Genomic DNA, 14,560 nt, shown 5'->3' with positions numbered 1-14,560 from the left:
GGGGTGGTGACGCCGCCGGGGAAGCGGCAGCCGATACCCACCACCGCGACGAGGTCTTCCTCCACCCCGGAGTCGGAGGCCGAAGCCCGGACCGGCGAGGGCGTCTCCTGGTGCTGCGTCGGCTCGATCAGCTCGACCAGGTGCTCCGCGAGCCTCTTCGGCGTCGGAAAGTCGTACACCGACCCGCTGTGCACCTCCAGGCCCGTCGCCGCGGACAGCGTCTCGCTCAGCGTGACGGCCATCATGGAGTCCATGCCGAGGTCGTCGAAGTGCGCGGACTCCTCGATCCGTTCGTCGTCCGGGATGCCGAGGACGGCGGCGACGTGCCGGGTGACCAGGTCGAGCACGGCTTGTCCGCGTTCCGATGCGGGCACCGCGTCCAGGGCACGCCGGAGAGCGACGTCGGACGCCGCCTCCTGCGCGGCCGACCTCACCGGTGTCTCCGGAACGAACCGGTCCGCGGGCGTTTCGTCATCCGCCGCGAGCCAGTACCGCCGGCGCTGGAAGGCATACGTCGGCAACGGGGCACGCTGTCCGGTGGCCGGGGTCAGCGCGGCCCAGTCCACCGCCGTACCCCGGACGTGGATACGCCCGAGGGCGGTCAGCAGGGACTCCTCCTCCGGCCGCCCGTGCCGCAGGACGGCGGCCGTCATGCCCGGAGCGGCGTCCGGCAGGCACCTCGGCACCAGCGCCGACAGGACCGCGTCGGGGCCCAGCTCCAGGAACGTGTCCGCTCCCGACTCCCCCACGCCGTGCACGGCGTCCAGGAACCGCACCGGGCGGCGGACATGGTCGACCCAGTACTCCGGTGAGCACAGCTCCGTGCCCTCGGCGAGCCGCCCCGTGACCGTGGACACGACCGGAAGGCACGGTGTGCGGTACGACAGACCCGCACAGACCTCGGCGAAGTCGTCCAGGACCGGCTCCATCAGCGGCGAATGGAAGGCGTGGGCCACGGCGAGGGGCCGCGTCCGGAAGCCGCGCTCACGGAGCCGTTCCGTCACCTCCGCGACGGCTGCCCCCGTACCCGATATGACCACGGAGGAGGGGCTGTTGACGGCCGCGAGGGACAACTCCCCCTCTCGTCCGGCGAGCAGGGGAACCACCTCGGCCTCCGGGGCGAAGACGGCCGTCATCGTGCCGCCCTCGGGAAGGGCCGCCATCAGCCGGCCGCGCGCCGCGATCAGCGTGCAGGCGTCCTCGAGGGAGAGGACCCCGGCCACATGGGCCGCCGTCAGCTCGCCGACCGAGTGGCCGGCGACGACCTCGGGGCGCACGCCGAGCGTGGTGACCAGCCGGTACAGGGCGGTCTCGACGGCGAACAGTGCCGCCTGGCCGATGTCGGTCCGCCGGATCACCTCGCCGCCGCCAGTGAACACGGCGTCCTTGAGGGAGAAACCCAGCAGCGGGTCCAGCTCGGCGCACACCGCGTCGAAGGAGTCGGCGAACGCGGCATACACGTCGTGGAGTTCGCGCCCGGCTCCCGGCCGCATGCTGCCCTGACCGGAGAACAGGACCGCGAGGCCGCCCTCGGTGGCGCGACCGGTCACCGCCTCCGGCGTGGGCCTGCCCTCCTGGACCGCGGCCAGACCAGCGAGCAGTGCCTCCCGGTCGCGGCCCACCACCACGGCCCGGTGCTCGAACCGCGAGCGGGCCGTGGCCAGGGCGCGGGCCGTGTCGCCGGCCGGAACGGAGCCGTCGGCGGCGAACTCCCGCAGCCGGCCCGCCTGGGCGCGCAGTGCCGCGTCCCCGCGTCCGTACACCGGCCAGGCCAGGACACGGCCGCCCCTCGCGCCGACGAGGGGTGAGGATGTCTCGGGGACCGGCACCCGGGGTGGCTCGGCGAGCACGACATGGCAGTTGCTGCCGCCCATGCCGAACGAGCTGACCCCGGCCACCAGCGGCTGCTCCGGGCGCGGCCAGTCCTCCAGTCGCTGCTGCACCGCGAGGCCCAGCCCCTCCAGGTCGATGGAGGGGTGCGGCTCGCTGAAGTTGAGGCTGGCGGGCAGCCGGCGCCGGTCCAGGCAGAGCAGCGTCTTGATCAGGCCGGCGATGCCCGCGGCGCCCTCCAGGTGGCCGATGTTGGTCTTCACCGAGCCGACGCGCAGCCGTTCCTGGGCAGTCCGCTCCGCGCCGAGGGCCGCGCCCAGGGCGCTCGCCTCGACGGGGTCGCCCGCCGGGGTGCCGGTGCCGTGCAGTTCGACGTACTGCACCTCCGACGGGGACACCCCTGCCTGGGCGCAGGCCGCCCGTATGACGTCGGCCTGCGCGTCGGCGCTCGGCAGGGTGAGGGCGGAACCCCAGCCGTTGTTCACCGCGCTGCCCAGCAGGACGCCGTAGACGTGGTCCCCTTCGGCCAGGGCGCGGCTCAGCGGCTTCAGCAGGACCGCGCCGCCGCCCTCGCCGCGGACGTAGCCGTTGGCGCGGGCGTCGAACGTGTAGCAGCGGCCGTCCGGCGACAGACCGCCCCAGCGGGCCGAGATCAGGGACGTCTCGGCGAGCAGGCTGAGGTTGATCCCGGCCGCGACGGCGGTCTCCGACTCACCGCGGCGCAGGCTCTCGCAGGCCAGATGGACGGCGACCAGCGACGACGACTGGCCGGTGTCCACGGTCATGCTGGGCCCGTGCACCCGCAGGAAGTGCGACAGGCGGTTGGCGATGATGCCGCGGTGGATACCGGTGGTGGTGTGCTGCTCCGCCGAGGTGCGGGCGGCGCGGTACGCCAGGTGCGCGTAGTCGTCCCAGATGGACCCGACGAACACGCCGAGGCCGGTGCCCGCCACATCGGCCGGGACCACACCGGCGTCCTCCAGGACCTCCCAGCCCAGCTCCAGGACCAGCCGCTGGCGCGGATCCATGGCGGCGGCCTCACGTGGGGAGATCCGGAAGAAGGCCGCGTCGAACCGGTCGACGTCGTCGAGGAAGGAGCCCCACTCCGCCTCGGCGCCGCTCCTGCGTTTCTCGGGGGCCCGTCGGACGGTGTGCCTGCCCTCGCCCAGCAGTCGCCAGAACGCGCGCGGGGACGGCGCGTCCGGGAAACGGCAGGAGACGCCGACGACGGCGATCGGCTCGCTCTGCTGCCCGGTGCCGGCGTCGTTGCGGGTGGAGACCGTGCCATCCATCTGTGCAACTCCAAGAGATCGCGAGAAGACGAGGGGAGACGAGGGGAGACGAGGGGAGGCGAGGGGAGACGAGGGAAGACGAGGGAAGGAAAGGGTTCGTGCGCGCTAGGCCGCGGAGTCGGCCCAGTCCGGCCGCTCCAGGATTTCCAGGACGGCGCAGCCCCAGCTGTATCCGGCGCCCACGCCGAGCAGCAGGCAGCGGTCGCCCGGCGCGGCCCTACCGGTCGCCACGAGGTGGTCCAGGCCCGCGAACTGGTCGCCGGCGCCGAGATGGCCGATGGTGCGAGTCCACTCCCAGGCAGTACGGGCCGGGTCGATGCCGAACCGCTCGTAGTACAGCGACTCCAGGCGCATCCGGCCGAAGTGCGGCAGCACCACCCAGTTGACCTCCGGCAGTTCGAGACCGGCGTCGGACAGTGCGTGCTTGAGCACGATGGCCTGCCCCTCGGCGAGCCTGCGCATCGCATACGACATCCCGTGCCGCACGTTGAACGCGCGGATGGCGTCCTCGAACGACAGCGGCACCCGGTGGCCCAGCGGAGCCTCGGCGAACGGGTCCTCGCCCCGGTGCAGGGGCTCCAACTCCGGGTCGGCATGAGTGGCCAGGGAGATCAGGCGGGCGAACCCGCCACGGCGGGACAGCACGAGGGCCGCACCGCCGTCGGCGTACGGGGTGCCCGGGTCGGTGCGCCAGCGGTCGAAGCCGGGCAGACCGTAGCGGTCGCCCGTGGTGAGCAGCGCGTCCCGGCGGGCCGAAGTGGCGGAGAGATAGGAGGCGGCGAGGTCGAGGGCGGCCAGGCCCCCGTTGGACATCTGCCGGATCTCCAATGCCGGGCACTGGTTGGCGAGCGTCTCGCGCTGCACGTACGACGCCACCGCCCAGGCGTCGTACCCCTGGAACCAGGTGTCGGCGTGCAGGATCAGATCCACGTCAGCGGCGGTGGAACCGGCTCGCTCCACCGCCTGCCGGGCCGCGTGCACGGCCATCTCGGGGGCGGAGTCGTCCTGCGCCACCGTTACGGAGAGCACCTCGGTACGGGAGGCCAGGACGGGCGGGCACTCCCCGGCGGCGACAGCGTCGGCGAGCGCCCGGCGGGGCGGCAGCCAGGTGCCGGTACTCCGTACAAAGATGTCGTCGAACCTCACAACTGCCTCCAGGGGAAGCGGACATGACGGTGCCAGGCCCGGCGGGCCGCAGGACTGCGGCCGTGGGTGACGCCGGGCCGTTCGCCGGAGTTCACCAGGTGACGTCCAGCCGCCACACGCCGTAGACGATCGCCCGTTCCTTCGTGGGGAGTTCGTCGATCGGGGTGACCAGGCGCAGCGTGGGCACGCGCTGGAACAGGCGGGTGAGGACGACCTCCAGTTCCAGGCGGGCCAGGTCGGCGCCGATGCACAGGTGGACGCCGTGGCCGAAGCCCACATGGCGTCGGCCGCCGCGGGACAGGATCAGCCGGTCCGGCTCGTGGAACTCGCGCGGGTCGCGGTTGGCGGCCTGGAGCAGCACCAGGACGCCGTCGCCCTCGCGGATGGTCTCGCCGCCGATCTCGATGTCGGCGAGCGCCACCCGGGGCACGGCGAGGTCGCCGAGGCCGAGGTAGCGCACCAGCTCCTCCACCGCGGGCCCGATCAGCGACGGGTCGCGGGTGAGGGCGTCGAGCTGCTCGGGGTGCTCCAGCAGCGCCGCCACACCGAGGGTGAGGTGATTGGCGGTGGTCTCGTGGCCGCCGTTGATGAGCATGCGGCAGGTGTTCACCACGTCCCGGACGTCGTACGTCCCGTCCTCGGCGCGGTGCGCGGCGATGGTCCTGCTGATCAGGTCGTCGCCGGGCTCGCGGTCCTTGCGGCGGACCAGCTCCTCCAGATAGGCGCCCACCTCGACGACGGCGGCCTCGCGCTCGGCCTGCGAGCTGGTGCCGCCGAACAGGCGCTCGCCGTGGCGCTGAAGGAAGTCGCGATCCTCGGGCGGAACGCCCAGCAGATCGCAGATCATCGCCATCGGCGCCGGCAGCGACACCAGGCGGTGCAGGTCGGCGGGCGGGCCCGCGGCGAGCAGCGCGTCGATGCACGCGTCCGCGTTGCGCTCGATGGCCTCGCGCAGCTTCTGCACATTGCGGTGGGTGAACGAGGCGGCGACCTTGCGTCGGGCGTCGGTGTGGCGCGGCGGGTCGAACGCGATGAACGAGCTGTCGGTGCGCATCTGGGGCGGCGCGTCGAAGTAGAACGGGTAGTTGGCGTGGGTGCGCGAGGAGCTGATCCTGCTGTCGGTGAGGATCTGCCGGGCCTCTTTCAGCCCTGCCACCACCCACGCTTCGCGGCCGGTGGCCAGGCGCACCTTGGACACCGGGCGCTTGCCGATGAGCTGCTCGTACTGGACGGGCGGGGCGAACGGGCACCGCCGCTCGTAGGGAAAGGTCTCCTCGACGGCCTGTCCGGTGGCCTCGGGGCTGCGGTCGGCGGTGTTCATCGGTTCCCCCACAAAGACGAAGTCACAGCGGGAACGGGGCTGCGGCGTCGAGGGGACGCCGCAGCCCCGTGGGCTGTCACCGAGTCTTCGCGTGCCCTCTCGGCCCTGGCTGGAAGGCAACTTGAGAGGGTGCGCGTGGGCCTGCCGTCAGGTCGCGCAGTACCGGCGCAGGTGCTCGCCGGTCGCCGACCGCGGCTCGTCCAGCAGTTCCCGCGGCGTGCCGGTGAACACGACCTCGCCGCCGTGGCGGCCGCCGCCGGGGCCGAGGTCGACCACCCAGTCCGCCTGGCGCACCACGTCCAGGTTGTGCTCCACGACGATGACGGTGTTGCCCTGCTCCACCAGGCGGTCCATCAGTGCGACCAGACCGTCCACATCGGCCATATGCAGGCCCGTGGTCGGCTCGTCGAGGACGTACACGCCCTCCGAGCGGTCCAGGTGGCTCGCCAGTTTCAGCCGCTGCCGCTCGCCGCCGGACAGGCTGCTGAGCGACCGTCCCAGGGCCAGGTACGACAGCCCGACATCGACCAGTCGGCCGATGCGGGAGGCGATGTCCGGCTCGGTGAAGAACCCGGCCGCGTCCCCGGCCGTCATCTCCAGCACGTCGGCGATCGACGCGCCCCGCACCCGGTGCGCCAGCACCTCGTCATGGAAGCGCCGGCCCTGGCACGCCTCGCAGCGCAGCCGCACCGGGTCCATGTAGGCCACGTCCGTGACGATCTCCCCACGGCCCTGGCACTCGCCGCACGCGCCGGAGGAGTTGAAACTGAACAGCCCGGCCGACACCTTGTTCGCCTTGGCGAACAGCTTGCGGATCGGGTCCATCGCCTCCAGGTAGCTCACCGGCGTGGACCGGGCCGACGCCCTGACCGGCGCCTGGTCGACGAACACCGCGTTCGGGTGCGCGTCCCGGAACGCGCCCGTGACCAGGCTGGACTTGCCCGACCCGGCGACCCCCGTCACCGCGGTCAGCACCCCGGTCGGGAACGCGACGGTGACGTTCCTCAGGTTGTGCAGGTCCGCGCCCTCCACGGAGAGCTTCCCCGTCGGGCGGCGCACCTGCTCCTTCACCGAGCCGCGGCGGCGCAGCGCCGCCCCGGTCACCGTGTCGGCGTCCCGCAGCCCTTCGTACGCGCCCGTGAACACGATCTCGCCGCCGAGCGGGCCCGCCTTCGGCCCGAGGTCCACGACATGGTCGGCCATGGCGATGACGTCCGGGTCGTGCTCCACGACGATCAGGGTGTTGCCCCGGTCCCGCAGGGCCCGCATCAGCTCGCCGAGCCGCCCCACGTCCTTCGGGTGCAGCCCGGTGCTGGGCTCGTCGAAGATGTACGTCATCCCCGTGAGGCTGCTGCTGAGGTGGCGCACCATCTTCAGCCGCTGCGCCTCCCCACCCGACAGCGACCCGGTGGGGCGGTCCAGGGAGAGGTAGGCCAGGCCGATCGCCTCGACCCGGCCCAGCGCCTCCCGCAGATCGGCGGCGATCCGCGAGCCCACCGGGTCCTCGATGGTGCCGAGGACCCGGACCAGCTCGCTGATCTCCATGGCGGAGTAGTCGGCGATCGTACGGCCGTCGATGGTCGACGCCAGTGCGTCCGGGCCGAGCCGGCTGCCGCCGCAGTCAGTGCACGTCCCGAGGGTGATGAACTGTTCGATGTTGCCGCGGGCTCGTTCGCTCAGCGTGCTCAGGTCGCGCTTGAGACTGGTGCGGGCGAACCGCGCCACGACGCCCTCGTACTTCAGGGTGGTGCTGGTGTTCGCCGAGTGGACGGTGACGGTGCCGCCGCTGCCGTACAGCAGCATCCGCCACTCGTCCTCGGTGTACTCCGACAGCCGCTTGGCCGTGTCGAAGTGACCCGAGTTGGCGTACTGCTGCCAGTCGATGCCGCCCACCTTGTGGGTGGGGAGCCGGATCGCGCCCTCGTCCAGGGACCTGGTGCGGTCCAGCACACGGTCGACGTCGACCTGCCGCATCTGCCCCAGCCCCTCGCACCCGGGGCACATGCCCTGCGGATCGTTGAAGGAGTAACCGCCGGGGGCGAGCGCGGGAGTGGCGCAGCGGGAGAACAGCACGCGCACCGTCGACAACAGATCGGTCATGGTGCCGACGGTGGAGCGCGCGTTGCCGCCGACCGGCTTCTGGTCGACCACCACCGGGGCGGTCAGGTTCTCGATGGCGGTCACGTGCGGGCGGCCGTAGCGGGGCAACTGGTTGCGGATGAACCAGTTGAAGGTGGCGTACAGCTGGCGCTGCGCCTCCACCGCGACCGTGCCGAACGCCAGCGAGGACTTGCCCGAGCCGGACAGCCCGGTGAACACGGTGATCCGGTTCCGCGGGATGGTCAGCGACACGTCCTTCAGATTGTTCTCACGGGCTCCGACGATCCGGATGTCGCCGTCGGTTGCCGTGCCGTGCTGAGCAGTCACACCGCCTCGCTCTGCCGCGTCGCGTCGCCGAGGTAGTGCTGCCGCTCCACGTACACGTCGGACTCGCTGTTCGCCAGCCGGCGCAGCTCGCCGACGTGCGCCCGGAAGTCGGGGTGGGCGGCGGCGGCGCGCAGGGCGCCGGCGTTCTGCCACAGGGCCACGTTGACGTAGCTGCCGGGCTGCTCGGCGTGCCGGGACAGGGTGTATCCAAGGATGCCCGGCTGGGCCGTCATGAAGGCGGCCACCTTGGCGAAGGCGGCCTCGAACTCCTGGGGGTCACCGTTCACGGTGAACCGGTTGATGAAGGTCACGACGCCGGCGGGCCGACCGCTCTGCTCCATGTCCGTCTCCTCGGTGCTCAGTTGGTGGGTTGGTAGCGGATGTTCAGGTGGTCATGCTGTGCAGGCAGGACACCAGGCTGCGGGCCTGGACGTTCAGGTAGTTGCTGTGCCGCAGCAGGTGGGAGAGCTGGGCCAGGGTCAGCCACTGGTAGTCCGGGTGTTCCGGTGCGAAGTCGTCGGCGGCCTCCACGATCAGATAGCGGTTGCGGGCGTGGTGGAGCCGGCCGCCCTCCTCGGAGTGCACCGCGTCGAAGCGGATCCGCCCCGGGACGGCGTCCAGCACCTCGTCGAGGAACGCAGGACGGGCCTCCGCAGGCAGCAGCTCGTAGTTGGAGGGGGTGCACTGCACCGTCGGCCCCAGCTCCACGACGTCGAGGAAGCCCGCTTCGACCCGGGCGTGCACCAGCACGTGCAGCACCCCGTCGACGGGTTTGGCCAGGAACGCCACCACCCCCTCGTCGCACGGCTCCACCAGCGGCTGCGACCAGGCCGCGACCTCCCGGCTGCCCGCGGTGACGCTGACGCCGATCACGTTGAAGAACAGCCCCCTGGCGTGGGTGATCCGGCCGTTCTCGCGGTGCCAGTGCGCCACCTCCCGCAGCGGGATGCGGCGCGCCGCGCTGAGAGTGCGGGTGCGGGCGTCCGTGATCCAGCTCAGGACCTCGGTCATGCTGTTCCGGCTCCCGCCCGAGCCCGAGCAGGAGCGCAGCAGCGCCTCGGTGAAGTCGTCACGCCCCCGCCCCAGGACGTCCGGCAGGTGCCGGCCGACGAAGGGCAGGCAGGACAGCACCGAACGGGTGTCCATGTTCAGCGCGTCGTCCATGGCGCACAGCTCATGGAGCTGGCCGAGCGTCATCCAGCAGAACCCGTCGCGGACCTCGACGTCCTCGGTGACCTCGACGACCATGTTCCGGTTCCGCTTGCCGTGGAACCAGGAGCCCTGCTCCGACTGCCGGACGTCGGCGACCACCCGGTGCCGGGCCGCGTCCTGGAAGTACTTCAGGTACGGCACCGGCGAACCCTCGTGCACCCGTGTGTAGTTGCTGCGGGTGGCCTGCACGGTCGGCGAGAGCTGGACGCCGTTGCAGTTGCCCGGCTCGATCTTGGCCTGCATCAGGCAGTGCAGCACCCCGTCGAACTCCTTGACCAGGATGCCCAGGACACCGACCTCGGGCTGGTGGATGATGGGCTGCTGCCAGTGCGGCACCCCCGCCCCGGGCACCTGGACGTCGAGCCCCGCGATGGCGAAGAACCTGCCGGACGCGTGCACGATGTCGCCCGTGTCCGGATCGGTGTGCCAGCCGGTGAGACTGTCCAGCGGCACGGTCCGTACGTCCATCACCGCGCGCCGGCGCTGCTCGGCCAGCCAGCGGTGGATGTCGCCGGGCCGGGACAGCGGACCGGACCGGGTGGCCGCCGACTTCACCAGGGACGCGGACCCCTCACCGTGCTCGGCGAGTGCCTGCGCCGCGGCTGCCGGGGGAAAGGCTGACAAAGCGCACCTCCAGAAGACGCCTCGTTGCGGGTTTGCCGCCGCACGTGTCGCCCGTCATGCTCGGCTCGGCTGCTAGAAGGTCCGTGCAGCCGAACTCGAACTCGTGCGGCGGCCCCCGCGAACCGCCTCCGGCCGCATCGCCGGGACAGGTGCCGCGTCCCCGTCCGGCGGTCTCGCGGGCCGCTCGCGTCAGCCCCCGAAGGTCGCCGCGTTCTCCCGCACCCACTGGGCGAAGGTCCGGCCCGGCCGCCCGGTGACCTCGGAAACCGTCGGCAGCACGGTGCGGCCCGCCTCCGGCGGGTTCGTCCGCATCATCAGGAAGAACTCCAGGTCGTCGTCGCCGTATCCCTGCTCGCGCCAGCGGGCGATCATCTCGTCCCGGCTCAGCTCGACGAAGCGCACGTCACGGCCCAGCACCTCGGAGATGACGGCCACCTTCTGCGGCGCGGTCAGTGCCTCGGGACCGGTCAGCCAGTACTCCTTGCCCGCGTGACCGTCCGTGGTCAGCACCGTCGCGGCGACCGAGGCGATGTCCGCCTCGTGCACCATGGAGCTGGGCACGTCCGGGAAGCCCTCGCGGACCACGCTCTCCTTCTGCACCGACTCCGCCCACTCCAGGGCGTTCGACATGAACTCCACCGGCGCCAGATAGGTGTACTCCAGGCCGCCGGCCTCGACGGCCTCGTCCAGCCCGGTCTTCTCCGTGTCACCCTTGAGGACCGTCACCCTGCGCACCCCGGCCCGCACCGCGATCCGCACGATCTCCGGGCCGTTGGCCAGCGGCGCGTAGTCGTCGCCGAAGCTGATCAGGTGCGCCGCCGTCACGCCCTCGAACGCCTCGGTAAGGCTCGACGTCACAGCCAGGTTGCCGGCCACCACCTCCGCGCCGGCCGGGAGGTTCGCCTTCTTCGGGTCACGGGTCAGGGCGCGGACCTGGTGCCCCGCCGCCAGCAGCTGCTCCACCATCGGGCGGCCCACATTGCCGGTCGCACCGGAGACAAGAATCGTCATGAGAGATCTCCTTCCTTCCTGCCGCCCAAGCTAGGAGCAATCGCGGACCAGTAGAGTCCGCGAATGGTGGGACACTGATCGCATGCTGGAGACTTCGGCACGGCTGCTGCGACTGCTGTCCCTCATGCAGACCCGCCACGAATGGGGTGGCAACGAACTCGCCGAGCACCTCGACGTGACCCCGCGCACGGTCCGCCGCGATGTCGAGAAGCTTCGCTCCCTGGGCTACCCCATCAACTCCGTCGGCGGGGTGGGAGGCGGCTACCAGCTGGGATCGGGCGCCTCGCTGCCGCCGCTGCTCCTCGACGACGAGGAGGCCGTCGCGGTCGTCGTGGCCCTGCGCACCGCGGCAGCCGGCACCGTGACCGGCATCGCCGAGACGTCCGCGCGGGCCCTCGCCAAGCTGTACCAGATGCTGCCCATGCGGCTGCGCGCCCGCATCAACTCCATCAGCTCCGCGATGGTCGCACTGCCCGCGCTCGGCTCCACGGTCGACGCCGACACCCTGACCACCATCGCGTCGGCCATCCGCTCCCACGAACGGCTCCGTTTCGACTACCGCGGCATGCAGGGCACCCCGTCCCGCCGGGACGTCGAGCCCTACCGGCTGGTTCACAACGAACGCCGCTGGTACCTGTTCGCCTGGGACACCGACCGCGAGGACTGGCGCACCTTCCGCGTCGACCGGATCGAACCGCGCATCCCCAACGGGCCCCGCTTCCGCCCCCGCCAGCTGCCCGACGAGGGCGTCGCCCAGTACGTCACCCTCGGCGTCACCACCAAGCGCCACCGCTACCAGGCGGTCCTCACCATGCACGCCGGTGCCCGCGAGGTAGCCGACGAGGTGCCCGCCTACCTGGGCCTTGTGGAACCCGTCGACGAGCGCACCTGTGTCCTGCGCATCGGCTCCGAGAGCCTGGACCAGCTCGCGGTGTGGGTGGCCGCGTTCGGCTTCGACTTCGAGGTGCAGGAGCCGCCCGAGCTCGTCGACCACCTGCACACCCTCACGGCCCGCCTGCAACGTGCCGCCGACGCCGGCCGCGTCCGTTCAGGCGACCAGCCCTGACGCGGCCACCGCACCGGCCCGCGCCGCGGTTGCCTCCTGCGCGGCACGTAGCGACTCCGCCGCGGTCTCCGTGTCCTCCGGGGAGCCCTGCCCGGCCCCGGCCAGCGTGTGCCACGCCGTGATCATCTCCAGCTCGTAGCCCAGCACCTGGCTCAGCACTGTGGTCAGATACGGTCGGCAGTGGTCCATCGAGGCGTCCGGCGAGCCGGTCTCGTAGTAGCCGCCGCACGCCACCAGCACCGTCGCCGGCCGGCCGCCCAGCGGCTTGCTGCCCGGGTCGTAGGGGAGCGTCCGGCCCAGGATCAGGGACTGGTCCAGCCACGCCTTCAGCGCCGACGGGATCGTCCAGTTGTACATCGGCACGCTGATCAGCAGCGCGTCCGCGGCGAGAATCTCCTCCACCAGCCGCTGCTGGAGTGCCGCCGTGGCCTGCTGTGCCTCGGTGCGGGGCTGCGACCACAGCGTGGCCACCGCGTCCGGATCGAGGTGCGGGACCGGCTCGGCGACCAGGTCGCGACAGGTCACGGAGTCGGGGCCGTGCTCCTTGTCCCACACCTCGCGGAACCGGGTGGCCAGTGCGCGGGAGACAGAGTCCTTCGACGACGACGAGTCGATGTGCAGCAGACGGGTCACGTGACACCCTCCAGGATCGGGCGGCTACCGGTCGGCACCCGCACGGTGGAGCCACCCACGCTCCCGCGCCCCGCTCGAAACCCGTCAGAGCGCCGCTTGCGCCGCCCTTCCGATCAGCCCTTCGGTAGTTCCCGCCGGTCCGTCCTCACCCCGACGAACAGTCCCCGCCCCGACAGCGCCCCTGGCACGTACTCGGGCTCCAGCCCCGCCAGTCGGAACGCCTCCTCGTACTGCTCGCGGGTGAACAGCATGGCCCGGTGCACCTCCGTCAGATGCCGCACCCCGGCGTCCGGTGTGGCCTCCAGGTAGTGCACCTCCATCCGAGAGGCGTCGCCGTCCCGCACGGTGTGCGCGACCCGCGCGACCGTCGTGTCGTTCCAGCGGACGACGTCCCCGGAGACCCAGCGGTCCAGGTACGTCTCCGGGAACCACCACGGCTCGACCGCCACCACCCCGCCCGGCTCCGTGTGCCGCGCGAAGCAGGACAGCGCCGCCCGCAGCTCCCCCGTGTCATTCACATACCCGATCGACGCGAACAGGCAGGTCACCACGGAGAACACCCGGCCCAGGTCGAAGTCGCGCATGTCACCGCGGTGCAGCGGCACGTCCGGGTGGTCGCGCCGGGCGATCTCCAGCATCGGCTCGGACAGGTCGACGCCCTCCGTCCGCCCGATCAACTCCCCGAACGCCCCAAGATGACCGCCGGTCCCGCAGGCCACGTCCAGCACCGACGACGCGCCCGGCCGGCGCCGCAGCGCCTCGCCGGCGACCACCTCGGCCTCGGCCCGGTAGTCCTTGCCCCGTGCGGTGTGCTGCGCCTCGTAGAACCGCGCTGAGTCGGCGCCGTACATGCGATACCGCCTTTCTGCCTGGCCGCTTGTCGTGGTGCTCGGCGCCGTGCGGGCGCCGGGGAAAGACTGGGGCGGGCGCGTCGAGGACCGCTGGAGCCGGAACCTGCTCTCTAGCGATGCGCGACCGCGAGCGGACAGTCTGACGCGCAGGAGTGCCCCCAGCGCACGGAAGGAGGAATCCATGCCCGCTCGTCCGGGCGCCCTGGTTCTCGGTGGCACCGGTTTCGTGGGGCGGCATGTGTGCGAGCGCCTCGCCGACCTCGGCCACGAGGTGGTCGCGGCGGCCCGCAGGCCCCCCGACGCGCCGCTCGCCGGCCGCTTCCACCGGCTGGACCTCGGTACGGAGCCCGTGCGGGAGGTCGCGGCCGTCCTCGCCGAGGTCCGGCCTGCCGTCGTCGTCAACGCCGTCGGCAGCATCTGGGGCCGTACCGATCCCGATATGTGGGACGCCGTCGCCGCCCCGGCTCTCCGGCTGCTGGACGCGCTGGAACTGCTCGACGAACGCCCCCGGCTGGTGCACCTCGGCTCCGTCCTGGAGTACGGCACGGTCACGGCGGGCACCACCATGGGCGCCGCCGTCTCCGCCCGGCCCACCAGCGCCTACGGCCGCGCCAAACTGGCGGCCACCGAGGCGGTGCTGGACGGCACGCGCACCGGTCGTCTGGAGGGGATGGTGCTGCGCGTCGCCAACCTCGCCGGACCCGGCAGCCCCGAGGTCAGTCTCCTCGGCAGAGTCGCCGGCCGGCTCGCCCGGCCCGGCCCGGACGGCATCGCCCGCATCGAGCTGGACCCGCTGCTGGCCCGCCGGGACTACGTAGACGTCCGGGACGTCGCCGACGCCGTGATCGCGGCCGCGACCTCCCCGGTCACCGGGGAACTGGTCGACCTCGGGCGTGGGGAGAGCGTCCCCGTGCGCACCCTGGTCGATCTGCTGGTGGACCACAGCGGCGTCCCCGCCGAGATCACCGAGCGATCCGGCACCGGGATCCGCCACTCCACGGAGGACTGGTCCCAGGTGGACATCGAGCCGGCCGCGCGGCTGCTCGGCTGGCGTCCGCGGCGTTCGCTCGCCGACGCCGTGAAGGACTTCTGGCACGAGTTCGTACAGCGACCGCACACCCCCGACGGGAAACGGAGTGCTCTCTGA

11 protein-coding genes are annotated in these 14,560 nt (G+C 72.1%); 2 read left to right on the top strand and 9 right to left on the bottom strand.

The genetic code is table 11. From position 1 onward, the window contains the following. From AB0959_RS31995 to AB0959_RS31965, 7 genes are all read right to left on the bottom strand, one after another. A partial coding sequence (locus AB0959_RS31995) for a type I polyketide synthase (RefSeq protein WP_366830167.1) occupies window positions 1-3,122 on the bottom strand: 3,122 nt, incomplete at its 3' end. A gap of 105 nt (window positions 3,123-3,227) precedes the next feature. Further along, a complete protein-coding gene (locus tag AB0959_RS31990) occupies window positions 3,228-4,268 on the bottom strand; it encodes a ketoacyl-ACP synthase III family protein (RefSeq protein ID WP_366830166.1) in 1,041 nt (346 codons plus the stop codon). Between the two features lie 91 nt (window positions 4,269-4,359). Continuing rightward, the gene (locus tag AB0959_RS31985) at window positions 4,360-5,589 is read right to left on the bottom strand and encodes a cytochrome P450 (protein ID WP_366830165.1); all 1,230 of its coding nucleotides are present in this window, start codon (window positions 5,587-5,589) and stop codon (window positions 4,360-4,362) included. Window positions 5,590-5,736: 147 nt separating this feature from the next. Then, on the bottom strand, window positions 5,737-8,016 hold the full coding sequence (locus AB0959_RS31980; RefSeq protein ID WP_366830164.1) for an excinuclease ABC subunit UvrA: 2,280 nt from the start codon (window positions 8,014-8,016) through the stop codon (window positions 5,737-5,739). After that, window positions 8,013-8,357: an antibiotic biosynthesis monooxygenase family protein gene (locus AB0959_RS31975; protein ID WP_366830163.1), complete on the bottom strand. Its 345-nt coding sequence runs from the start codon at window positions 8,355-8,357 to the stop codon at window positions 8,013-8,015. Before AB0959_RS31975 ends, AB0959_RS31980 begins: the two co-directional genes overlap by 4 nt. Before the next feature lie 43 nt (window positions 8,358-8,400). Next, complete coding sequence (locus tag AB0959_RS31970; RefSeq protein WP_366830162.1) at window positions 8,401-9,852, bottom strand: NDP-hexose 2,3-dehydratase family protein; 1,452 nt, start codon at window positions 9,850-9,852, stop codon at window positions 8,401-8,403. A gap of 189 nt (window positions 9,853-10,041) precedes the next feature. Next, window positions 10,042-10,863 (bottom strand): NmrA family NAD(P)-binding protein, encoded by an 822-nt coding sequence (locus AB0959_RS31965; protein WP_366830161.1) that lies wholly within the window; start codon window positions 10,861-10,863, stop codon window positions 10,042-10,044. Window positions 10,864-10,945: 82 nt separating this feature from the next. On the opposite strand from AB0959_RS31965, the gene AB0959_RS31960 reads away from it, so the two are divergent. After that, window positions 10,946-11,929 (top strand): YafY family protein, encoded by a 984-nt coding sequence (locus AB0959_RS31960; RefSeq protein WP_366830160.1) that lies wholly within the window; start codon window positions 10,946-10,948, stop codon window positions 11,927-11,929. Here AB0959_RS31960 and AB0959_RS31955 read toward each other — a convergent pair. Then, complete coding sequence (locus AB0959_RS31955) at window positions 11,912-12,562, bottom strand: NAD(P)H-dependent oxidoreductase (RefSeq protein WP_366830159.1); 651 nt, start codon at window positions 12,560-12,562, stop codon at window positions 11,912-11,914. The genes AB0959_RS31960 and AB0959_RS31955 overlap by 18 nt on opposite strands. Window positions 12,563-12,675: 113 nt before the next feature. Next, complete coding sequence (locus AB0959_RS31950; protein WP_366830158.1) at window positions 12,676-13,413, bottom strand: class I SAM-dependent methyltransferase; 738 nt, start codon at window positions 13,411-13,413, stop codon at window positions 12,676-12,678. 181 nt (window positions 13,414-13,594) lie between these two features. On the opposite strand from AB0959_RS31950, the gene AB0959_RS31945 reads away from it, so the two are divergent. Continuing rightward, window positions 13,595-14,560, top strand: coding sequence for an NAD(P)-dependent oxidoreductase (locus tag AB0959_RS31945; protein ID WP_366830157.1), 966 nt, complete (start codon window positions 13,595-13,597; stop codon window positions 14,558-14,560).

This window comes from Streptomyces sp. NPDC046862, from assembly GCF_040704615.1.
Taxonomy (GTDB): Bacteria; Actinomycetota; Actinomycetes; order Streptomycetales; family Streptomycetaceae; genus Streptomyces.
This window is presented reverse-complemented; position numbering and strand designations above follow the sequence as displayed.